Consider the following 21,528-nt stretch of genomic DNA (forward strand, 5'->3'; position numbering starts at 1 on the left):
GAGCGAGCCAGATAACCTCACCCCTGCCCCGACCGGCGGCAGGTAACCACCGCTCCATCAAAGCGGGGGCAACTCACTCCGCCCCTCGGACGAAACTGCTTGACTCTCCGGCTGTGTTGGTCGGCGTGTTCAGCCAGGCCTAAGACGTACGTCGCAGGTTGCCAGCCGGACGATCCACAAGGTGATCATGGGGACACACCATGCTGAAAGCTCTCGCCACCGGCGCCACCCTGCTCGCCTCAATCGCCGCGACCGCGGCCCCCGCCCACGCGGCGCCCTCACCGCCCTCCAGGGACAAGATGGCCATCGACGTGGTCTCGGCGAACGGCTCCGGCTGCCCCTGGGGGACCGCGGCGGTGACGGTGTCGCCGGACAGCAAGGCATTCACCGTCTCCTACAGCGAGTTCACCGCCCAAGCCGGCGCCGGCACCAAACCGACCGACTTCCGCAAGAACTGCCAGCTCGGCCTCAACGTGCACGTCCCCCAGGGCTACACCTACGCCATCGCCAGCACCGACTACCGCGGCTTCGCCCACCTCGAACGCGGCGCCTCGGCCACCCAGACCTCCTACTACTACTTCCAGGGCGAACCACACACCAGCCGCAGCCGGCACAACTTCACCGGACCGACCGACGGAAACTGGCAGCGCACCGACACCATCGGCATCAGCTCCCTGGCCTTCATGCCCTGCGGCGAGGACCGCTACCTCAACGTCAACACTGAACTGCGCGTCAACGCCGGCAGGTCCGACCGCCAGAAGAAGACCACCAGCTTCCTGACCATGGACTCCACCGACGGCAACCTCGACACCATCTACCACGTCGCCTGGAAGAAGTGCTGACACCACCACCGGCAGGGTCCGGCACGCCGCGCGTCCCGGACCCCTCGGCGTTGGTCGAACGGTGAAACTAGGTCCGCCCTGCGCGGCGGTGACATCTCTGAGGCCGTCCGAGGCTTTCCAGCGACGAGCGGCGCCGCAACCGCCGGCTGACCCGCTCCACTGTGCAGGTGTATCGGGTGGGTAGGCGGGTAGGCGGGATGGTGGCCCAGGATGAGTGTGTGGCGGGGTCGGGCCATCCCGGTTATGCAGCCAGCCGGCGTGCGTCCCCGCAATAGCTAGCCAGCCGAAAGGGCTGACTCAGGTCGGCGCGGGTCCGTCTTGTAACAGGTCCAGCAGGCCCGTGACGTCGAGGACTTCCACGACGCGCCGATGGGGATTGACCACACGCAGCACGATTCCCTGCTCGCTGGCCTCACGCTGAGCCTGCAGGAGCATCCGGATGCCCGAGGAGTCCAGAAACGGCACCGCGGCCATGTCGACATGCACTTCACGGGGACCAGCGGCGAGTGCCGTGTGGACGGCGTCGGTGACTTGTCCTGCGGTGGCCATGTCAACTTCGCCGGCGATACATATTCCCAGTACGCCGTCGGCTACGGGCGCGGTCGTAATGTGCAGCAGGTTCACGCGGCACTGCTTTCGCTCTGGGCTCGTTTTAGGACCCGGTACACGGTCGGGTGGGACACCTCGGCCAGCTCGGCCAGCTCGGCGACCGTGTGTTCGCCGATGGCGTGCAGCTTGAGCAGGTGCGCCTGCCGGGGTGAGGACAGCTTCGGTGCCCGACCCCTGAGCCGGCCTTTGGCCTTCGCGATCGACATGCCTTTGCGAGTGCGCATCGGCAGCAGGTCGCCCTCGAACTCGGTGAAGGTGGTCAGGATGTTGAAGAACATCTTGCCATCGGATCGACCGGGTCGTAGATCATCGTGCTCAGCAGCAGGTGAGCTGCCGGGCGGTGAGGGTGTCGCCGATGTCCCGGGCCTCGGCGTCCGATCGGGCGAGGCGGTCGAGTTTCGGCACCACCAGGGTGTCGCCCGCGCGGACCGCCGCCAGGGCATGGTCCGGGCCGGGTCTGGCCCGGTTGGTCCCGGAGTACGCCCGGTCCAGGTAGATCTGATCGACCGGTACGCCGAGCTCGTGCAAGATCTGCCGGTTGGCTTCCATGTCCTGCTTGTCGGTGGAGCACCGGGCGTAACTGATCAGGATCGCTGTCACGCCGGGATCGTAATGGATCACCCCCGCCCACCGGACAATTCACCGGACACCCTGTGTGAGATGTGTCGCCCTGCTGGTCGTCGGCGGGCCGTAGCTGGCTGGGTGTGTCCGCGTAGGGTTCGTCTGGACGCCAGCTCACGATCCTGGCTCCGGCGATCCTCGCCGATCCGCCTCGCCATCACGATGAGGTTCGCTGGGGGGATCGTCGGCGAGCCTGGCTAAAGCTCGGGCACCGGCTTGCTCCGCCAGGCATCGCCATTGTTTGGCCGGCAGCACGCTCAGCGGCATACCGCGGTGGCGCTGCAGCCATATCAATGCACCGTCAGCATCGTCGTCCACCCACGTCGTCATACCAGTGCCTCGGTTGGGGTTGATAGACGCCAGGCCGGATACCGCTCCATCGAGTGACGGCCGTGCGCCGCAAACCGCACGGCCGGCTACCTGCTCAGCGTCGCTTTCGCGGGAAGCTGCAGTTTCACCAGTTGGGCTCATGCCGTCCGGCAGCGAGGTCGGGCGGCGGGATGCTGTGGGGCCCTGCTACCGGTTACGCCGGCGTGGGGTGCCGCGTGTCGTGCCGGGGCGGGTGCCTGCGGGCGGCGCTTCGGTGGACCGCAGGTGGTGGTGGGGTCGTGGAAGGGCTGGGCGGGTGACGACCGCGACGGTGCCGAATCGGCCGATGAGGTCGTGCACGGCGGTGACGGGCAGGGGTGTGCAGCGGGTCGGTGCCGGCCGGGATAAACAGGGTGTGGGCGCAGGTGGGCCGCGCCCGCGGTGTGCAGGATGGGCTAGGTCGGCGGGTAGGCGGCCCAGGCCAGGTCGGTGAGCACGGCGAGCATGGATCCGGATGGGGGCGTGCTCGGCACGCACCTGATCGTGCGCGCCAGCACAGCGCGCCGGTCGTGGTTGCGCGCTTCCCGGTGGCGATCACGGGTAGTCGTTGAGCGCGATCTCCCGGGTCTCGCCGAGGGTGACGTAGGAGGTCCACGGGCGGGTTTGGGTCATGACGGTGGCGGTCCTTTCCGCGGTGCGGTCGATTCAGGTGAGCAAGGGATGTCGGGAGCTTGGGCCAAGGCAGGTTGCTGCGGGGTGGGTGAGGGGTGGGAGTCCGTCGTGCCGGCCGGGTTCGCCGCGGCGGCGGTGATGCCTCTGTCGGCGGTGAGCTCGGTTGCGGCGCCGCGGGTGCTGCGCAGACTCCAGATGATCGACACAGCGATCGTCACGATGATCACGCCCAGAGTCACGGGGATGGGCAGTTTGCCGACCGGGGTCTCGGACAAGATCAGCTTCACGCCGGCGAAGGCGAGCAGGACCGCCAGGCCGTAGTGCAGGTGCACGAAGCGGCGCAGCAGCCCGGCGAGGCAGAAGTACAGGCTGCGCAGCCCGAGGATGGCGAACGCGTTGGCGGTCCACACGATGAACGTGCTGGTCGTGATGGCCAGGATCGCCGCGACGCTGTCGATGGCGAAGATCAGGTCAGTGGCCTCGACCGCGATCAGCACGACGAACAGCAGCGTCGCGACGCGCTTGCCGTTGACGCGGGTAAAAAACTTGTCGCCGTGGTAGGCCGGATCGGTCGGGATGACCTTGCGGACCAGCCGCACGGCGGGGTTGCGGTCAGGCGGGGTTTGCTCGTCGTGTCGAAAGGCCATCTTGTAGCCGGTGTAGATCAGGAACGCGCCGAACAGGTACGCGGTCCAAAAGAACGTCTCGAGCAGTTCGGCGCCGACGAAGATGAACACCAGCCGGAAAACCAGGGCACCGACGACGCCCCAGAACAGCACCTTGTGCCGGAACGCGGCCGGGACGCCGAAATAGGTGAAGATCATCGCGAAGACGAACACGTTGTCGATCGACAGCGCTTTCTCGATCAGGTAGCCGGCGTAGTAGGTGCCGGCCACGTCACCGCCCTGCCACGCCCACAGGATGACGCCGAACAGCAGCCCGGCGGCGATCCAGATGCCGGACCACACGGCGGCCTCGCGGAAGCCGATGACGTGGTTATCACGGTGCAGGAACAGGTCGACCGCGAGCATGGCGGCGACCGCCAGCATCAGCACGACCCACACCCACCAGGAAACAGACAACAGGATGACCTCTCGTCCAAGCCGGAACCGGCGTTATTGGACGAAGGTCTCCCCGGGCCACCCGCATCGGGTGGCTGCGCCGCCGGAACCCGGGTGGGCCGGGTTCGTACTGACGGCGGCGCGTGAAGTTTCGGGTACTCCCCCTCGAACTACGTACCATCATTCACGAACCAGGTTTCGTACGTCAAGGCTTCGTCACGTGAAATGCGATGCCGGTTTCCGGTCTTTGGCTGCGTACATTAGGGGGATGGCAGGATCCCGGCTCCACCACACCACGGAAGAACACGTGCCTTCGGCGGGTCGGGCCGCCAGGGGGTGGATGTTTCTGACCAACCACGCGCACGTGCTGCTGGCCATCGCCCGGGATCCGACCGCCCGGCTGCGCGACGTCGCCGACAGCGTCGGTATCACCGAACGCGCCGCGCAGGCGATCGTTGCCGACCTGGAGGCCGCCGGCTACCTGAGCCGGGAACGGGTCGGGCGCCGCAACCAGTACACCGTCAACCCGGCCGGCCGGTTCCGGCATCCCGCCGAGGCCGACCACTGCATCGGTGATCTGCTCGACCTGTTCACCGGCCCGCCGCACACCTGACTGTCGAAGATCGCCTGGTGCTGCAGGCGGGATACCGATGCGCGGTCCGCGACCTGCAGCACCACCCGGCCGGCTGTGGTGGTGGCGGTGATGTCGACCCGGTCGGCTCGCCCGGCCACGGTGTACTTGGGGTTGGTGTACAGATCGGCACCCACGGTGAACGCCCCACCAGCCCGGACAGCGTTGATGGGTCAACGCGATGAGCGGACCGCAGACCGCCACAGCCACAACGAGCACCGCCACCGGTACTGCGGCCCAGGCCAGCACCACGGCCAGCCCTGACGGGTCAATTCACCGCCGTGGTGCCAACATGTCATGGCGGCTTCTTCGCGACGTTCGGCGAGACCATTTACACGGAAGCCTGCGGCGACGGTGACCGGTCGGTGTCTCGGCGAGTTCGTCGTTGTTGCTTGACCGCGTACATTGCGGCGTCGGCTTGGTCGATGGCGGCGGCGAAACCGTCGGCAGCGTTGACGGAGACCCATCCGATGGACGCGGCGACGCCGGAGGCTTCGAGTTCGTGGTTAAGCCGGGTGATGACGATTTCGGCGTCGGCTTGGGTGCATTGGGTCAGGACGATGCCGAATTCGTCGCCGCCGAGCCGGGCGATGAAGTCAGCGTCGCGGATAGCGCGGCGGGCGGCGGTGGCGGCTGCCCGGATGTAGCTGTCGCCGGCGGCGTGTCCGTGGGTGTCGTTGATGGTTTTGAGGCGGTCGAGGTCGAGGATGGCCACGACGGTGGGGTCGGCGAGGCGTTCGAAGCGGGCTTGGGTTTGTTCGGTGATGCGTTGCCAGGCGCGCCGGTTGGGCAGGCCGGTGAGGGCGTCGGTGTCGGCGCTGAGCTGTTCGCGGAGCAGTGCGTTGGTGGAGCGGTCCTGGATGCGGTCGGCGGCCAGAGCTGCGGTGAGCAGCTGGCCCAGCATGGTGAGCAGTGATTCGGCGCCGGCCATGCGCGGATCGTTGGTGTGGGTGTTCGGGTCCAGGCCGCAGATGGCACCGAACAGCGAACCGTCGGGTTCGGTGATGACGGCACCGGCGTAGGTGCCGATGTCGACGGCATCATTGACTGCGGCGTTGGCGTAGGCGGGGACGGCTTGGGCGTCGCGGGCGACGGTGGGGGCTTTACCGGCGGCCATGTGGATGCAGTAGCTGTCCTGCCAGGGGTGGCTGCCGCCTTGACGCAGGCCGTAGCCGTTGTCGGCATCCAGGTACAGGTACATCTGGCGGCCGTTCTCGACCCGGGTAACGGCCCAGAAGGCTAGCGGCATCTGTTCGTGCAGGTAGTCGAGCACCAGCTGGGCGGCGTGTTCGAAGCCTGCCGCGGTAGGCAGACTGCGCCGGTCAGGTTCGGTGGTGGTGGCAACCGCTGTTTCTGCAGCCGGCGGGGCCGACTCGGTCGGCGGGTGACTCACGCTGGAGCTGGTGTCCTGTGCCGGCGATGGGGTGGTGGCGTCGGCGGGCAGCGTGAACCTCAAGCGCGACCCTTGACCGTCGGGGCCGGCCGTGGCGGTGATGGTGCCGCCGTGGCGTTCGACGATGCGTTTGCAGATACCCAGGCCCAGGCCGGTGCCGCTGTAGCCGGCGGTGCGGTGGGCGCGGTGGAAGTTGTCGAAGATGCTGTCGTGCTGGCCTTCGGGGATGCCGATGCCGTTGTCGTCGATCGTCACGGTGACGAGGCGGTCAGTGACATCGGTGCCGATGCGGATGGCTGGGGTGACGCCTGCGGCGGTGTATTTGATGGCGTTGCTGATGAGGTTTTCCAGCAGCTGGCGGGTCAGGACCGGGTCGGCGTAGACAGTGTGCAGGTCGCCGATCTCGAAGGCAGGCACCGGAGTGTCGTTGCTTTGTGCCTGGTCGATGCGGGCAATGGCGATGTCGCTGACAACCTCGCCGAGCTCGACGTGGGTGGGGGCGAGGGCGGCGTCGCGAGCAGTGGTGTACTCGAGCAGGTCGTCGATCATGCTGCGCATGCGGCGGGTGGCACGTCCGATGCGGGTCAGCCCGTCGCGGGTCTCCTGCTTGTCGAGCGGGCCCGGGTCGTCGAGGGCGTTGGTCAGCGACTCGGTCCAGCCTTGCACGGTGGCCAGCGGGTTCAGCAGGTCGTGGGCCACGACCCCGGCGAAGGTGGCCAGTTCGTCGCGATGCCGGCGCTCGGCAGTGACGTCGTGGAAGACGGTGACGGCGCAGCGGGTGCCGTTGAGCCCATCGGGCAGCAACGACGAGCTGACACTGAGCAGCCGGCCCTCGGGCACGCCCGGGTTGCGGACCAGGATGTCCATGCCGCGGACGTCCGTGCCGGCCAGGGCACGCCGGTAGGGCATGTCCTCGGGCGCCAGCGGAGTGCCGTCCGGGTGGAACAGGCCGTAGTAGTCCGGTCCAGTCATCTGCCCGGCGGGGCTGACGACGCCGCCGACGAGTTTGCGCACGGCTGGGTTGCGCAGCAGGAGGCGGCCCTGCTCGTCGACGACGTTCAGGCCCTCGGTCATGGAGTCGACGATCGCGGACATCAGGTTGGCCTGCCGGGCCGTCGACTCCTGCTCGGTGCGCAGCTGCCGGATCAGGGCGGCGCGTTCGTCACGGCCCAAAGCCAGCGACAGGCCGACCACGGCGATTACGCCGACGAACGCCTGAGCGACCAGGGCGCGGGCCGGATGGGAGTCGATGTGCGCGAACACGCCGGTGCCGTTCAGGGTGAACAGCACCGCGACCGATCCGAAGATCAGGTCGTGCAGGACCACGAAACCGGTATTCAGGCGCGAGGCCGCCCAGACCGTCATGACCAGAACCGTGAAAGCCAGCGGCAAACCGTGGTCGATACCGAAGACGGCGGTGTAGGCGGCGGCGGACAGTGCCGTGACCGCGGTGTACTCGACACGGCGGCCCAGCGACGTCTGCAACCAATGAGTCCGGATCCACGCGGCCAGCTTCGTGGTGGGCCTGCTACGCCACAGGTAGCCCCAGGTCAGCCAGACCGCGCCGATCAGCAGGATGCTCACCGTGTTACGGGTCATCCACACCGCGGTCGCCGGCCAGGAATAGGCGCCGTTCACCACCCACACACCGGTCGGACCGACAAGCGCCCCAGCACCGGCGCCCAGCAGCGCCGCCATCATCAGGCGCCACAACTCGTGGGTGCGGGTCAGCCGGGCGTCGCCGCCGGCCGCCCACAGGTGCGGCAACCACCGGTGTACCAGAAAGGCGCACAGCCCGGCCTGGGCCACGTTCGCGACCACGAACCACGCAGCCAGATGCACCGACGCTCCGGTGGCGGTGTTCACCACCACCGTGACGACCGACAACGCGAGCACATCCAGGGCACGCCACCGGGAACGAAACTGGGCGAGGAACCATACCGCCGACACGCCGGCCGCGGGCCAGACCAGGCTCAAGTTGGTCGCGTCCATCACGGTCAGCCGCCCGGCGTAGGTCGCCACCAGGTAGACGACCGAAAAGCACAGGGTGCGTACCACTGACGAGTGCAAGCTCAACCCCCTGTATCAGCCACCGGCCCGCGAGTTGAGTGCTCGCCGGCGAACCGTGCCTGCAGTTGCGCATCTGTCCCGCCGCACGAACCCAGCGGCTGGCCGCGACAAATCACGCAAGGCAGCGTGTTGAGGTGTCGAGGCCCTGCCTCACCGATCGGCACCACTGGCGACTTCGTGAGCGCCGGATGATTTGCGCCTTCCGCACATGACGGCCCGAATCACTTAGCGCACACGCAGATGGCGCCAACAAACACTGAGTGTGCATCGGCAGTGACCGCCCTGGTTGACCCGGCAACGCCCTGCCCCGTACCTGAACGCGCGGTATCGGTAAGGGCGGCCGGGCTGCTCCCCTACTGCACTCGCCGTTCTGCTGGCGGACATTCGCACGGCGCCGATGGCCTAAGTACCGCGGCGACAAGTAAGGGCGTGACGGCCCGGGGCGCGGAGGTCGGCACCACTGACGGCCGGACTCGGCTCGATTGTTCTGACGGCCAGACGTGGCCCCACACGGACGGCCTCAAGTGGCCCCACCTACAAGGTCGGACCCACTCAGCGTTTCGGTGACACACCGTTGCGGTCGGAACTCCAGCACACCGTCGCTACGACGCGCCCTCATGCCGAGATCCGGATGTCCGTCGAGACCGTCAACCGGTGAGCTGAAACAGCATGTGAACCCGGCACGCCTCGCTCACTGCGGGCGCTGAGCCGAGCAGGGCGTGCCACACTGGCGCCATGGCCAGACCTCAAACGGTCGACGAGTACATCGACGGCTTCACCGGACCGGGCCGCGAGCTGCTTGAGCAGCTGCGGGCACTGGCCCACGAGGCGGTTCCGGAGGCGAGCGAGGCGATCAAGTGGGGTTATCCGGCGTGGGTGCACCCCTCCGGAACGATCCTCTTTATGGTCAGTGGTCACGCTAGACACGCCAGCGTCGCGTTCACGCCCAGCACTCGCGAGGGGTTCGATGCCCAGCTCGCCGGCTTTGCCACCGGTAAGGGCACGGTCAAACTCCCATACGGCCAACCTGTGCCGGGCGATTTGTTGCGCCGGATGATCGCGTTTCGCGTACGCGAGCACGAGGACGATGGCGTGCTGTGGATGTGACCGTGTCGTGTGGGAGGCGCACGCATCTGGCCGCAGATAACGCGCGCTGCGGGCTTGGACCCGCACTAACGCAGCGTAATGACCTAGCGGACCCGTGGCCCCCGTGGTGGGGCCACTTGAGGCCGTCCGTGTGGGGCCACGTCAGACCGTCAGGATCAGCTCGATTCTTGACCAGCATTACTTTCGCGCTAGATCGGGAGTAGCAGATGGCTCTGCCGTCGACAGCGATACCCCGTGACGTACACCCCGGATGACGTCGCATCTAAAGTTCCGGGCCGGACAGGCCAGGCAGGAGCTCGGGTCCTGATCGCCCGAAGACGACGACGATGTGCGTGACCTGCTGGCCGTCAAGCTGAAAGCGGCCGGCTACGCCACCATCGCCGTGGACAACGGCAGCGCGGCGCTACGGCTGGCGCTGACCCAACACCCTGACTTGATCATCGTGGACGTCTGCATGCCGAGCGTGGACGGCTTGAACGTCTGCGTCCACCTGCAGCGAGCGGACTCACCCCGCCCATCCCGGTCCTGATGATCACCGGGCGAGGCGCCGCCGCTGACGCCGAACTGGGCTACCTCGCCGGGGCCGACGACTACATGATCAAGCCGTTCCGCCCGCAGCAGCTCATCGACAGGGTCCACGCTCTGCCCGCCAGGAGGCACTCATGACGCCGCAGGCGCCCTCGGCAACCAGGCCGGTGAAGGCTCGCACCTCACCGCCACATACCCCAAGCGTTTCAAGGTCAACAACGAAACCGCGATATCACCCGGACCTCGCCGCATCGCGATAGCGTCGAGCGTGCCGGAAGAAAGGACCCGATGTTGTCGACGCTGAGCAGGTTGTACAAGCCCGTCGTGCTCCTGGTCGATGACGATCCGGACGTTCGAGCCGTCATGACCCACACGCTCGACACCCGGGGCTTCCGCGTCTTGACCGCACGCGACGCGCAAGCAGCCATGACGATATGCGAACAGCACGGCAGCACGATCAACGTGCTCATCGCGGACCTGTCGCTTCCCGGAGACCTCACCGGCAACTTGGCGCGCCGGGTCACCGCCGCCTACCCGCACATCAAAACCGTGTTCGCTACCGGAATACCCCGGCACATCGCCCTGGCAACCCGACTGGTTCCGCCGGACGCCCCCTACCTCGAAAAGCCCGTCAGCGCTGACGTGCTGGCCAACCTCATGCGCAGCCTGCTACCCCAATTCAACACACACCACAACGGCTGAAAGAGCCAGCCACGCCACCCGACCTCCATAGCGGCCAACGGAAAACTTCTCGCGTTGTTGACGATCGGAACCGGATGCGGTGCGGCTGAGCCGCCATCGGCGTCACGACGTGTCCTAGCGCGCCCGAGTGCGTTTCGTGGCCCGAGCCACCACAGCTCGCCGAGGTCCGCCGCCAGGTCTGCTCGACGCGATCAGAGGCCGCCTGCCCACGCGTCACATCCGTACCCTGGGCGACGGGTGGCGGCACCGCCGCCACGGCCGCCATCCGCCCAGCCACCAACACGCCGCCCCGACCCCGTTGCCTCCCACGTCAGGGGACCCGAAGTCAAGCGCGTCACCTTCCACCAGGCATGCGACTCGGCGTAGGCCTCGGCCGTCGGGGCCCGCGGCCCACCCGGTGACGCAGCAGCCAGCTCGGCAGGTCGGCTAGACACCTTTCGCGATCAGGACCGGGCGGCGATCGCCGCCCGCATCGCGCGGTGTCTCATACGCCGACAGGCCGTCCCAGACCAGCACGATCGGTGCCTGCAACTAAAGACGGCGGCGTCCAGCAGCCGGATCAGGTCCGGCTTGCGGAACCCGTTCGGCTCGCCTTGACGGCCGCGATACAGCAGCGTTCGGTAGATCAGCCGGCTGCGTTCACCGGGCCGGTAGCAGCACAACCCGGCCACCGACACCCGCACGGTGTCCTTCGCGGTCACCTTCACCACCGGCGTCTGGCCTTGCGGCGCCCAACGGGTGGCATTGTGCGCTTTCAGGGTCTGGCCGCACTCGTCGGCGAACACGATCCAGGCGGCCGGCCGTGCGGCGACTCTTTTACCGCCGGCCACTGATATCGCCGCCAGCGGGCGATCGCGGCCTCGTCGCGCTCGATCGCCCGGTGGATCGGCAGTTGCGGGGTGTAGCCGAGCCGGCGCATCGCCTGCCACGCGGTGGTGATGATCCCGACCCGCAGATGAAACATCGTCGCGATCAACGCCACCACCCGGGCCAGGGTCCAGCGCTGGTCCTGATCGTGTCCGGCCGCAGCCGGACCTTGATCAAGCCGGGCCTTCAGCCGAGCCAGCTGCTCGTCCGACAGCTTCGGGTGGCCCCGACGGGCCTTTCGAGGTCAGCGCCTCGGCGCCACCGGCAACCCACGCCCGCCGCCACTGGTACGCCGATTTCGTGGAAGCCTCCGGTAAACCGGCGACCTCGGTCGCCGACCTACCGTCGGCGAACAATTGCGCCGCCCGCTGCCGCACCTGCTCTCGCCGCGCTCGTTATGGCTGGTCAACACCACCACCGTCGCCGTATCGCATGCGATCAGCAGAGCCGATCCAACCCGCCATGACGATCACCCGCAAGCGTCACAGTGGATCTGCCCAGACCCCCAACCCAAGGGCCCAGATCCGACCGCCTAACCACCGTGTGAGTCGGAACGGGGCAACGTCGATGCGAGGGGGATCGCGATGACACTCAGCGGTTTCAGCGGCGCTCGACGGCGGCATCGGAATGCTGGTGCAGGGGCGTGTAGGCCAGCACAATCCCGCCGAGGGTCGCGCCGACGAACAGGGATACTACCGCGAGCAGTCCCACCAGAAGTTGCGCCCACGTTGCATCCATGACGCTCAGCATGCCGTTATCGCGCTCATCGGCCCAGCCGAGTGGCGTCAAAAACGCGTCAATATAGGCTGGCGCTGCGGTCGTAGTCGCCGCATGGTCCCAGCGGCCGGCCGCGCGCAGGGGACTCGAGCGGCATCAATTTCTGTTCCTCGCCGGGCCCGGCCAATCCCGATGCTTCGCGTCGGGCCCGTAACGCCACCTCTGTCGGTGCTCGGCGCGTCGCGGTACCGGCGCAGTACTCAGGTGGTGTCTGCCACCAGCAGCGTGATCCAGACGACCGCGGTCTCTTCACGGGTGAACGGTCGGAGGACACCGGCGCAACGTAGGTCCAGCAGGCGGTGGCCACGATCGCCCGGCTGCGCCCCGACGAAGGCGCTCACGGTGACATCGTGGTCGCGGCACCGGTGCACCGGTGCGGTCGTCGTCGGTGGTCGGCACAACGGCGTAGCGCTGAGGTCAGCTGGGTAGGACGGCGACGTCGCTGAAGAAGCGGCTGATCTGCTGCACTGCGGCTTCGAAGGTGTCCAGGTCCATGGGCTTGGTCACGTACGCGTTGGCGTGGTGGGCGTAGCTGGTGGTGATGTCCAGCATGGCGTCGGACGTGGTGAGCACGACAACGGGGATGCTCTTCAGGCCGTCGTCATGCTTGATCTCGTTGAGGACTTCTTGTCCGCCCATGCGCGGCATGTTGAGATCGAGCAGAATCAGATCGGGGCGTTCGGCGCTCGGGTAGGCGCCCTGGCGGCGCAGGTAGTCCAAGGCTTCGCCGCCGTCCACGACGCGGTTGATGACCGGTGGAACAGCCGAACTGAGCAATGCCTCCTCGATCATCATGGTGTCGGCGTCATCGTCGTCGACGACGAGCACGTTCAGCGCTCTAGTGACACCCATGATCATCTCCTCCTTCGCATGGGTGGCTTCAGCCACACCGCCCCGGCGTTTGCCTGACAGCAAATATAGGGGAGCTGGCATGATCTTCGCGGTAGACGCAGGTCACAGACGGGCACCACTCCGGTGTCCGCGCGCCGACATCTTCTCTGCGACTTACGGCGTGGATCACCGTGCCGATGGGAGTTGAGGACCGGCGGTGCGCGGCGTGTCGTTACGCCCGGCAGCCCGGGGGTGTGCGGCACAGGCCTGGCCACGGTGTCGGGCTGGTAAACGTGGAGGCGGGGATTGGTGATGGGCCTGCCCGGTGAACCGGGCCCGATCGGTGACAGCGCGGGCGACGACGCGGGCGCCATGCGGGATGTGGTCGTGCGGTTGCTAACTGAGGCCGTGCAGGCCTCGTACGCGATCACCGGGTTGCAGGAGTTCGCTGCGGCGCATCCGGGTGCTGATCCTCGCGCACAGTCCGAGATCGCGGACGCTGTCGACCTGTTGGCCGGTGTGCGGACCGCCCTGACGCGGGCCGCCGACGGGCTCGCCTTTGTAGGCGAGCATGACAGCTGACAGGCACGCACAGTTCGCTAACAGAGCGTGAGGCTCGGCTGCAGAAGCGGCGGGTGTCTTGCCGACGACGTCGCACGGTTGGACGGTGTTGAGCAGCGCGCGGGCCTGCTGGGCGCACAGGAACTTTCTTCGCCCCGATGGGCACCCACTCGAGCGGCAGGTGATGCAGCCGGACACGGTATCGCTGCGGGCGCGGCCATGCTGACCGCGGCCGATGACGTGCGTAAACGTGAACTATCCCCTTAGAGGATCAGATGCCTTCTTAGACGCACACAACTGCGCGGACAAAGCGCGGCGGTCGGCCGGCCATGTGTATCCGAAGTGGCTGCAGCCGGAGCGGGTGAGCCGTCAGTGATCCAGGTCGTCTTGGTGCGGCCGTCGTTGCTTGATCCATGCTTCGACGTCCTCAGCCCGCCACACCTTGCCGGCCCGCAGATCAGCCAACGGCTTGGGGAAGTCAGCGCGTTGCGTGATCTGATAGGTGCGCTGGCGTGAGATACCGCCGAGGCGGACCCGGATCTCGTGAGCTCCCATGAGGCGCAGTTGTGCCATACGGGCGACTATAGTCTTACGACAAGCTGACTGGTGCACATTGGTGCTGTTGTCCGACCCGGCACTGAGGCTCAGGTGTTGCACGCAGGGGGCGCTACTACAGAATTCACGGTCCGGTGCCGTGAGCCTGCGACTGCAGAGCGGGTCCGTACCTTGGCCCGGGCGTCGGTGGGAGCTGAGTGCGCGGATCTAGCCGATGAGCGTGCGGGCGAGAGGTGGACGTGGCCGCTGAAGCACAGCACGCGACGCCCGTAGCTGGTGGGTGGCACGCACACGGGGCCATCGGGCACCGTTATCCACAACTCTATCCACAGGGTTCCGTCGGCCTGTACCTCGTCGGGGGGCGTGTTCGTCGGTCAGGTCGTCCCCGGCGGTCCCGAGCCGACAGCCACCACCGCAGCACCGCGTGCCTTCGCTGCCCTGCCGACCGCAGAAGCCACCCAGCCGACGACCGAACCGGTCCCGGACGCTGTTGCGACCACTGCCGAGCCGCCGGCGACACCCCGCGCGACCCCGAGCTCCAGGCCAACACCGGCGCCGACCACAGCCAGCCGACGGTGAAGCCGGCGACAAAGAAGCCCAAGCCGCGGCCGACCACCACGAAACCAAAACCGCGCCCGACGACCAAGGCACCGACGTCGGTGTACTACAAGAACTGCGCAGCCGTACGGAAGGCGGGCGCTGACCCGATCTACCGCGGGGATCCCGGCTACGGGCGGCACTCGACCGTGACGGCGACGGGGTCGGCTGCGAGTAGGAAAATGCTGTCGGATCGGGTGCCCGGCAGGCTGGGTGAGTAATGACCTTCAGTGACTCATGGCTACCGACCGCCGGGCTACCCGTCCCCGTCAACGGTGCAAGATGCGCAGGTCAGCGGCAAGGTGGCAGGGCGAACTACAGTCTTGTTCTTCGCCGCTCTTTGTCCGGTTACTGCCCTCCGCCGCCTCGATACCCGAGTTGCATCTGTCGAACATGCGTTCTAGCTTGCGGTATGGCGGAGCGGGTCGAGCACCACTTCAACAGGCGCTACCACGGTGCTCGGCGCGATATCTACCTGATCCACACCGAGACCGGCTGGCAGGTTGTCGGCCGCATCGGCGGCTCCGACGGACGAGAAGTCACCCATTACTTCGACGACGAAGACGACGCCCGCGCAATGATCCAGCGGATGCGGTCCACAGCGCCGGCTGGCGAAGACAACTGGGCGCTGATGCCGAAGCGACCTGCTCGATGACCGGCTTGGTCGGGCGACCGTCACACCGATCAAGCTCCCCGCATCAGGCCGTAGACCAGTCGAGCGCTGACCGTGTGTTGCCGCTAGCTCAGGCCAGCCGCGGAAGAGTGGGGGCCGCGTGGGCGGGGACGGACCCTATCGGGCTCGGTCCCAGCCCACGGCTGGTGTTTCAGACCTTCTTCTGGCGACCGACCGGGATGTCGAATCCCTGCTCGCGTAGCTGGTTCGCCCAGTTGCCGATGGTGCCGATCGACTTGCCGTAGTTCTTGGCGAGGGCCTTGAACGAGCCGGCGGCGGTGAGGTCGGCAAGGAACTGCTCACCGCTGGGCCTCTCGCCGCGGCGCCCTGGTGCTGTCGGCGCCGGCGTCGCGGTCACCGAAGCCCTCGTCGCCTTGGCGGCGCGCCGGCCGGGCGCCTGCGCGGACCGGCCGCGCTTGGGCCGTGGGGTTGGCGCCGGTTCGGCCACTGGCCCCGGCTCGGGCTCTGGCTCGACGGCGGCCTGTGGTTCAGCCGCGGCCACAGGTTCGACGGCGGGCGCCGGTGGCGCTGCGGTCGCCAGGGCAGATACGGCCCGTTCGGGTTGTGCCGCACCGTCGGTGACGCTATCCGGGGAGGCGGTCTCCTCCGGCTCGTCCGCGACCGGCATTCCTGGTACGGCCGGGTCGTCTACGGCCAGGGCGACGCTGTCGGCGTCCGCGAGCGCCGCCGACAACCAGGCCATGACGCGTTGTTGCGCACTCGGCTCGAGCGGGGACAGCAGGTCGTAGGCAACCTGCATCGCCTGGAGTTCTCGGAAAGCCATACCTTCTCCACATTCAAAATTTGCGGCCGGGGAAACGGCGGCATTGTAGAAGCCGCGTATGAGAAGCATGGAACGCGGATGACCAGCGCGATCACACCTCGCATGGATGATCACATATGCCGCCGAGCAGCCGCCTATCTGGGTGTGCCACCCGCGGGGATGCGGGCGAACCGGCAGGCGTGCGCTCGATCGTGCTCCGGTGACTGCGGGCAAACCTGGGTGGCCGAGCAGCGGTCGACGCCTGGGGAGAACCAACGAAGCCGCCACCGCCACAGCCGTCGGCAAGGTTAAGCTCGATGATCATGGGCCACACAGCTGCCCTGGTCCCCTGCTTGCTGTATCGACAGCAGCGTTATACGCGTGGGCTGGCCTGATGATGGCAGTGTGTATCGAATCCGCCTTCCGGCGTGCACGGATTTGTAGCCAATGACAGGTCGACTCAGTGGACGTGTAGACATGCATGCCTGAGCATGTGCATTCGGCGTTGCGGCTGTTCGGAGAACCTGTGGTATCGGTTTCGTCGGTGTCGTGGGTGGATGGTTTGGTCCATGATGGCGGTATGACGCGTGGCGGCGGGGTCAGATGGCTGGGCTGGCTGGTTGCAGGGCTGCTGGCAATTGCAGCTGGGGTGTGGGTGTTGGTGACCCGATTGACGGCGGATCAGCTGACTACGGCTGATCAGGTCGCCAGTGTGGTGGCCGCCGTGCTGGCGGTCGGTGGTGTGCCGCTGGCGGCGTACGGGGTGGTCCTGGCCCGACGGGCACTGATGGTGGCGGGTCCGTCGCAGGCCGCTGCTGCTGGCTTGGTGCAAAAGGTCCGCGCCGGCGGTGACGCGACTGTGGCGGGACGGGACCTGACTATCGGCCCGCGCAAGGGCCTGGGTCGGTGGGGTTCCGGGCGGGCGGGTGACGATCGGGTCGAGAGGCAGGATGTGCAGGCCGATCGAGACGCGAGGGCGGCCGGTCGGGATCTGCACGTTGAGGACGGCCGGGACCCACGATGACGGCGGTGACCGGGCTGTCAGGCGGCGACGATGCGGCCGGGCGGCGTGGTCAGTTTGCGTCTGCCGGTGGCGACGCGTTCGTAGCCGGCCGGGACCTGATCATCAACGAGGCGGGTGTGCCGCCGTTCACGGTGAACGCGTTCGTGGACCCGCCGGCGGCCGGCCTGGGCGAGCTGACCGCGTCGCGGCGGCAGCCGAGCATGTTGCTGACCGCGCGGCGGCAGGCGATCGATTTCACCGGCCGTTCCGCTGAGCTGACTGCGCTTGGGCAGTGGCAGGACGATCCGGGTGTGTGCCGGGCGTGGGCGTGGCACGGCCCAGGTGGGCAGGGCAAGACCCGCCTCGCTCAGCAGTTGGGCCGACAGAGTGCTGCTGCGGGTTGGCGGGTGGCGGTGGCCGGGCACCGCGACGCCGCTCCGCCGGATGTGGCCGTAAAGCCGTTGGGCACGCCGCGGCGGTGGCTGCCGGCCGGGCGCCGGCCCTTGTTGTTGCTGGTCGACTACGCGGAGCGGTGGCCGGTCCATGATCTGCTGCGCCTGTTGGCGGATTGCCGGTCTCGGGCGCCGAAGGTGCGGGTGCTGCTGCTGGCCCGTTCGGTCGACTGGTGGCCCACGGTCGCCGCCGAACTGCCCCGGCTTGGCTATGTCGACGGCGCCGAGCCGCGGCCACTGCTCGCGCTGGCCAGTGACGGGCCGGGCCGGCGGGTTCTGTTCGAAGCGGCCTGCCGCCGATTCAGCGAGGTCTACCAGCCTGACATGCCCGGGTCTGGCTGGCCCGGCCGGTGGCAGCCGCCCGCCGACCTGGGCGACGACCGGGTGTATGGGACCGCCCTCGGCCTTCACATGACGGCGCTGGCCACCGTCGACGCCTACACCCGGCAGACGGCCCCGCCGGCCACGGCTGGCGATGTGACCGGCTACCTGCTGGACCGTGAACGCGCCTACTGGGCCAGATTGCACGGCAGCGCCCCGGACACGGTCACCGCGGCGGCGCGCACGGTGCTGCTGGCCTGCCTGGCCGGGCCACAGACGCGCGATGACGGGATCCGGCTGCTGGCACTGACCAAACTGGCCGACGGCGCGGTGGGGCAGAAACTGCTCGACGCCCACGACCGCTGCTACCCGCCTCCCGGTGCCGGCACGGTGCTAGAACCGATGTACCCGGACCGCCTCGCCGAAGACTTCATCGCGTTGAGCCTGCCCGCCGCCCCCACCGGCCAACTGGTCACCGTCAGCGGGCACACCGACTCCTGGACAGCGACCACACTGTTGACCGCCCATCGCACTACGGACGACACCGTCGCCTACCTGCCCGGCCCGCTGATCGCCCGTGGCCGCGGGCAGAAACCCGTGGGCCACGTCGCCCGAATTTTGATCTTCTTGGCCGCGGCAGCCGGCCGGCACCCACACATTCAGGGCTGGCTGCAAACCCTGCTGACCACCGACCCGGCCCTTCCGGTCCAGGCCGGCGGCATCGCCCTGACCGCCGTCGCCGGGTACACCAGTCCCGCCCTCGCTGAAACCATCTATGGACTGCTGCCACATCACTCCCTGGACCTCGGCCCCGCGGCCGCCACCCTGGCCCAGCACCTGCTCGACCACACCGACAACATCGACCAACAACGCGCCCGGCACTCCAGCAACCTCGCCATCCGACTCGCGAACATCGGCCAGCGCCAACAGGCGCTGGCCCCGGCCGAGGAAGCCACCGGAATCTACCGCCAGCTCGCAGAGGCCCACCCCGACGCCCACCTGCCCAACCTCGCCGCGTCGTTGAACAACCTCGGCAACCGCCTGTCCGAGCTGGGCCGACGGGAGCAGGCGCTGGCCCCGGCCGAGGAAGCCACCGGAATCTACCGCCGGCTCGCAGAGGCCCACCCCAACGCCTACCTACCCGACCTCGCCACCTCGTTGAACAACCTCGGCGCTTTCCTGTCCGGGCTGGGCCGGCGGGAGCAGGCGCTGGCCCCGGCCGAGGAAGCCGTCACCATTCGGCGTCGGCTGGCCGAGGCCCACCCCGACGCCTACCTACCCGACCTCGCCACCTCGTTGAACAACCTCGGCACCCTCCTGTCCGAGCTGGGCCGGCGGGACCAGGCACTGGCTCCAGCCGAGGAAGCCACCGGCATCTACCGCCAGCTCGCAGAGGCCCACCCCGACGCCTACCTGCCCCACCTGGCCGCGTCGTTGACCAACCTCGGCACTTTCCAGTCCGGGCTGGGCCGGCGGGACCAGGCACTGGCCCCAGCCGAGGAAGCCACCGGCATCTACCGCCAGCTCGCAGAGGCCCACCCCGACGCCCACCTGCCCAACCTCGCCGCGTCGTTGAACAACCTCGGCAACCGCCTGTCCGGGCTGGGCCGGCGGGAGCAGGCGCTGGTCACGGCCGAGGAAGCCGTCACCATTCAGCGTCGGCTGGCCGAGGCCCACCCCGACGCCTACCTGCCCCACTTCGCCACCTCGTTGAACAACCTCGGCACCCTCCTGTCCGAGCTGGGCCGGCGGGACCAGGCACTGGCCCCAGCCGAGGAAGCCGTCACCATTCAGCGTCGGCTGGCCGAGGCCCACCCCGACGCCTACCTGCCCCACCTCGCCATGTCGTTGAACAACTTCGGCAACCGCCTGTCCGAGATGGGCCGGCGAGAGCAGGCGCTGGCCACGGCCGAGGAAGCCACCGGCATCTACCGCCAGCTGGCAAAGGCCCACCCCGACGCCTACTTGCCCAACCTCGCCATGTCGTTGAACAACTTCGGCAGCCGCCTGTCCGAGATGGGCCGGCGGGAGCAGGCGCTGGCCACGGCCGAGGAAGCCGTCACCATTCGGCGTCGGCTGGCCGAGGCCCACCCCGACGCCCACCTGCCCCACCTCGCCATGTCGTTGTGGGCGTACGGGTGGGTCTGCGTAAACGTGCCGGCAAACTACGCCGAGGCTCTGAAATCGATCACGGAGGCGATCAGTCTCTACGAGCCGCTCGGGCGCCGCCTGCCGGAGATGTTCTCCGGGCAGCTGTTCTCGGCGTGTCGGACCCTGGCCGACGTGCTCGACGGTCTTGGCCGTACCGAGGAGGCTACGAACCTACGCCAGCAACTCGACGAAGCGGCCGGTACTCGGCCAGGCGCCGAGGGAGGGTTGAGTTTCAGGGGATAGACCCCGGGCCGGTGGCGGGTGTGTGAGAGAGTTTGCGGCCTACGGGTTATAAAGGCCCGCTCCGGCACAGAGGCCGTCGCATGTCCGCCGCTTCGTCAACTCACCTCGGCCGCGCAACCGACTGTCATTCAGCGCATGACTATGCACCACCTGTGGCCATCAGAGACGTACGGATTTGCCGCCGATAAGGCGCGCCTTGCAGCCGTGGCAGAGTACGGTGCCGCGTGGAGTGCATCGCTCGGGGAGAACCTCACGATTCGGGCCCACCGCCCGACGCTTGCACAGCGATGACCCGGGACTCGATCCTGCGATAGCTGAGTGCCAACCGGAAAGCACGTCGGAGCCAGCCGATCCGTGGCGTGAACTTACTCAGCGGGCAGCCGCCTCGGCCAGTCGTCGGCAAGGCTGACTCAACAAGGGATCGTTCCCCCGGGTGTCTCTTGGCGATCGCAGACGCCCAGCTTCGGTCCGTTGAAAGGGGCAGCTGACCTAACCAGGCCTTCGCACTCGTTCTTGGCTGAGCCGGTCAACACTGCCAAACGGCACTGCCCAACGCGCCCGGCGGCAATTGTGGTGTGGGCCAGCCTTCGGGCACACGCCAGGCTGTCCAGTCCTCAGACAGGGGTCCCAGAGCTGCCTCGACCAAGGCGAACGCGCGGTGTGTGGCCGCTTGCACCCGTTCGTGTTCCGCATCGAGGATCAGACCAGCGCGGCGGACCTCGTCGTATTCGTCGACGTCTTTCATTTGCCATGAGCCGGCGGGGCCAGTGACGAGGTCCAGCAGCAGGTCGAAGGTGTCGATACCGGCAGGAGTCCGGTGCACCGGACGCTCAAAGTTGATCTTCCAATGCTGTTGGCTGCCATCGACGGGCAGGTAGAGCTGCAGGTTGAAGTCCGGGTCGAGCCCGACCCACGTCAAGACGATCGTGTCCTGCCAGACCCACCGGCCGAGTTCCCAGTGGCCGCCGGCCAGGTCGGCGACCGCTTGATGGCGGGCCTGTTCGTTGCCGGTGGCGAACCATCTGATCCAGTTGGTCGGGGTGTATCCGACGGTGCCGGGCCAGGTCACCAAGACCAGTGTGGTCCCGTCGTCGTGCAGAACGCGGTGCGGCGCTGCGGTCCATACCCGGTCGTTGAGCAGGTCACGGCGCACGACCGTGGTACCTACGGCGAATGGCGACGAGGTCAT

General features: G+C 67.8%; 22 protein-coding genes and 3 pseudogenes. 11 read left to right on the forward strand and 14 right to left on the reverse strand.

The genetic code is table 11. The features are described 5' to 3' along the window. The first annotated feature begins 200 nt into the window (after window positions 1-200). Complete coding sequence (locus KXC43_RS45080) at window positions 201-842, forward strand: DUF4360 domain-containing protein (RefSeq protein ID WP_221382450.1); 642 nt, start codon at window positions 201-203, stop codon at window positions 840-842. 297 nt (window positions 843-1,139) lie between these two features. Here the strand turns inward: KXC43_RS45080 and KXC43_RS45085 are convergent, their stop codons facing one another. From KXC43_RS45085 to KXC43_RS45095, 4 genes and pseudogenes are all read right to left on the reverse strand, one after another. Next, a complete protein-coding gene (locus KXC43_RS45085; protein WP_221382451.1) occupies window positions 1,140-1,466 on the reverse strand; it encodes an STAS domain-containing protein in 327 nt (108 codons plus the stop codon). Continuing rightward, window positions 1,463-1,729 carry a helix-turn-helix domain-containing protein gene (locus KXC43_RS52035; protein WP_255645930.1) on the reverse strand — a complete coding sequence of 89 codons (267 nt, stop codon included), beginning with the start codon at window positions 1,727-1,729 and terminating at the stop codon, window positions 1,463-1,465. Before KXC43_RS52035 ends, KXC43_RS45085 begins: the two co-directional genes overlap by 4 nt. Window positions 1,730-1,766: 37 nt before the next feature. Continuing rightward, on the reverse strand, window positions 1,767-2,051 hold the full coding sequence (locus KXC43_RS52040; RefSeq protein WP_308129550.1) for a recombinase family protein: 285 nt from the start codon (window positions 2,049-2,051) through the stop codon (window positions 1,767-1,769). Between the two features lie 1,070 nt (window positions 2,052-3,121). Further along, window positions 3,122-4,135: pseudogene (locus KXC43_RS45095) on the reverse strand (TerC family protein); the annotation flags it as partial. Between the two features lie 319 nt (window positions 4,136-4,454). Between KXC43_RS45095 and KXC43_RS45100 the strand changes: the two are divergent. Next, window positions 4,455-4,727, forward strand: coding sequence for a helix-turn-helix transcriptional regulator (locus KXC43_RS45100; RefSeq protein ID WP_221382452.1), 273 nt, complete (start codon window positions 4,455-4,457; stop codon window positions 4,725-4,727). A 349-nt stretch (window positions 4,728-5,076) separates the two neighbouring features. On the opposite strand, the gene KXC43_RS45105 is transcribed toward KXC43_RS45100, so the two are convergent. Then, entirely contained in the window at window positions 5,077-8,208 is a 3,132-nt protein-coding gene (locus KXC43_RS45105) for a diguanylate cyclase domain-containing protein (RefSeq protein ID WP_255645931.1), read from the reverse strand. A gap of 735 nt (window positions 8,209-8,943) precedes the next feature. On the opposite strand from KXC43_RS45105, the gene KXC43_RS45110 reads away from it, so the two are divergent. From KXC43_RS45110 to KXC43_RS45125, 4 genes and pseudogenes are all read left to right on the forward strand, one after another. Continuing rightward, a complete protein-coding gene (locus tag KXC43_RS45110) occupies window positions 8,944-9,315 on the forward strand; it encodes an iron chaperone (protein WP_092383736.1) in 372 nt (123 codons plus the stop codon). 325 nt (window positions 9,316-9,640) lie between these two features. After that, window positions 9,641-9,844, forward strand: a pseudogene (locus KXC43_RS45115) (response regulator); the annotation flags it as partial. Then, window positions 9,844-9,981 (forward strand): response regulator transcription factor, encoded by a 138-nt coding sequence (locus tag KXC43_RS45120; protein WP_221382455.1) that lies wholly within the window; start codon window positions 9,844-9,846, stop codon window positions 9,979-9,981. The pseudogene KXC43_RS45115 and the gene KXC43_RS45120, both read left to right, overlap by 1 nt. A 150-nt stretch (window positions 9,982-10,131) precedes the next feature. Continuing rightward, on the forward strand, window positions 10,132-10,545 hold the full coding sequence (locus KXC43_RS45125; protein WP_221382456.1) for a response regulator: 414 nt from the start codon (window positions 10,132-10,134) through the stop codon (window positions 10,543-10,545). Between the two features lie 443 nt (window positions 10,546-10,988). Here the strand turns inward: KXC43_RS45125 and KXC43_RS45130 are convergent, their stop codons facing one another. The 6 genes from KXC43_RS45130 to KXC43_RS45150 form a co-directional block, all read right to left on the reverse strand. Then, a complete protein-coding gene (locus KXC43_RS45130; protein ID WP_255645932.1) occupies window positions 10,989-11,330 on the reverse strand; it encodes a hypothetical protein in 342 nt (113 codons plus the stop codon). Then, entirely contained in the window at window positions 11,300-11,626 is a 327-nt protein-coding gene (locus KXC43_RS52045; protein WP_438870955.1) for a helix-turn-helix domain-containing protein, read from the reverse strand. The genes KXC43_RS45130 and KXC43_RS52045 overlap by 31 nt, the downstream gene beginning before the upstream one ends. Further along, window positions 11,586-11,789, reverse strand: coding sequence for a helix-turn-helix domain-containing protein (locus tag KXC43_RS52050; RefSeq protein ID WP_308129552.1), 204 nt, complete (start codon window positions 11,787-11,789; stop codon window positions 11,586-11,588). Before KXC43_RS52050 ends, KXC43_RS52045 begins: the two co-directional genes overlap by 41 nt. 223 nt (window positions 11,790-12,012) lie before the next feature. Continuing rightward, window positions 12,013-12,150: a hypothetical protein gene (locus tag KXC43_RS45140; RefSeq protein ID WP_221382457.1), complete on the reverse strand. Its 138-nt coding sequence runs from the start codon at window positions 12,148-12,150 to the stop codon at window positions 12,013-12,015. 239 nt (window positions 12,151-12,389) lie between these two features. Further along, the gene (locus KXC43_RS45145) at window positions 12,390-12,530 is read right to left on the reverse strand and encodes a hypothetical protein (protein ID WP_221382458.1); all 141 of its coding nucleotides are present in this window, start codon (window positions 12,528-12,530) and stop codon (window positions 12,390-12,392) included. 76 nt (window positions 12,531-12,606) lie between these two features. Beyond that, complete coding sequence (locus tag KXC43_RS45150) at window positions 12,607-13,047, reverse strand: response regulator (RefSeq protein ID WP_438870956.1); 441 nt, start codon at window positions 13,045-13,047, stop codon at window positions 12,607-12,609. 285 nt (window positions 13,048-13,332) lie between these two features. Here KXC43_RS45150 and KXC43_RS45155 point away from each other — a divergent pair, with 285 nt between their 5' ends. After that, window positions 13,333-13,602, forward strand: a complete 270-nt coding sequence (locus tag KXC43_RS45155) for a hypothetical protein (protein WP_221382460.1) — start codon at window positions 13,333-13,335, stop codon at window positions 13,600-13,602. Window positions 13,603-13,950: 348 nt separating this feature from the next. On the opposite strand, the gene KXC43_RS45160 is transcribed toward KXC43_RS45155, so the two are convergent. After that, window positions 13,951-14,154 (reverse strand): helix-turn-helix transcriptional regulator, encoded by a 204-nt coding sequence (locus KXC43_RS45160; RefSeq protein ID WP_221382461.1) that lies wholly within the window; start codon window positions 14,152-14,154, stop codon window positions 13,951-13,953. A gap of 641 nt (window positions 14,155-14,795) precedes the next feature. Here KXC43_RS45160 and KXC43_RS53060 point away from each other — a divergent pair. Further along, window positions 14,796-14,911, forward strand: a pseudogene (locus KXC43_RS53060) (excalibur calcium-binding domain-containing protein). Window positions 14,912-15,145: 234 nt separating this feature from the next. Continuing rightward, window positions 15,146-15,388: a hypothetical protein gene (locus KXC43_RS45170; RefSeq protein ID WP_221382462.1), complete on the forward strand. Its 243-nt coding sequence runs from the start codon at window positions 15,146-15,148 to the stop codon at window positions 15,386-15,388. Between the two features lie 169 nt (window positions 15,389-15,557). On the opposite strand, the gene KXC43_RS45175 is transcribed toward KXC43_RS45170, so the two are convergent. Beyond that, complete coding sequence (locus KXC43_RS45175; protein WP_221382463.1) at window positions 15,558-16,190, reverse strand: hypothetical protein; 633 nt, start codon at window positions 16,188-16,190, stop codon at window positions 15,558-15,560. A 460-nt stretch (window positions 16,191-16,650) separates the two neighbouring features. On the opposite strand from KXC43_RS45175, the gene KXC43_RS45180 reads away from it, so the two are divergent. Together KXC43_RS45180 and KXC43_RS45185 are read left to right on the forward strand one after the other, a co-directional pair. Further along, window positions 16,651-17,193 carry a hypothetical protein gene (locus tag KXC43_RS45180; protein ID WP_221382464.1) on the forward strand — a complete coding sequence of 181 codons (543 nt, stop codon included), beginning with the start codon at window positions 16,651-16,653 and terminating at the stop codon, window positions 17,191-17,193. A 5-nt stretch (window positions 17,194-17,198) separates the two neighbouring features. Further along, complete coding sequence (locus KXC43_RS45185) at window positions 17,199-20,339, forward strand: tetratricopeptide repeat protein (RefSeq protein ID WP_221382465.1); 3,141 nt, start codon at window positions 17,199-17,201, stop codon at window positions 20,337-20,339. Window positions 20,340-20,865: 526 nt separating this feature from the next. Here the strand turns inward: KXC43_RS45185 and KXC43_RS45190 are convergent. After that, the gene (locus KXC43_RS45190; protein WP_221382466.1) at window positions 20,866-21,492 is read right to left on the reverse strand and encodes a ribonuclease FAU-1 family protein; all 627 of its coding nucleotides are present in this window, start codon (window positions 21,490-21,492) and stop codon (window positions 20,866-20,868) included. Between the last annotated feature and the right edge of the window lie 36 nt (window positions 21,493-21,528).

It is taken from the genome of Paractinoplanes polyasparticus (assembly GCF_019710575.1).
GTDB classification, from domain to species: domain Bacteria; phylum Actinomycetota; class Actinomycetes; order Mycobacteriales; family Micromonosporaceae; genus Actinoplanes; species Actinoplanes polyasparticus.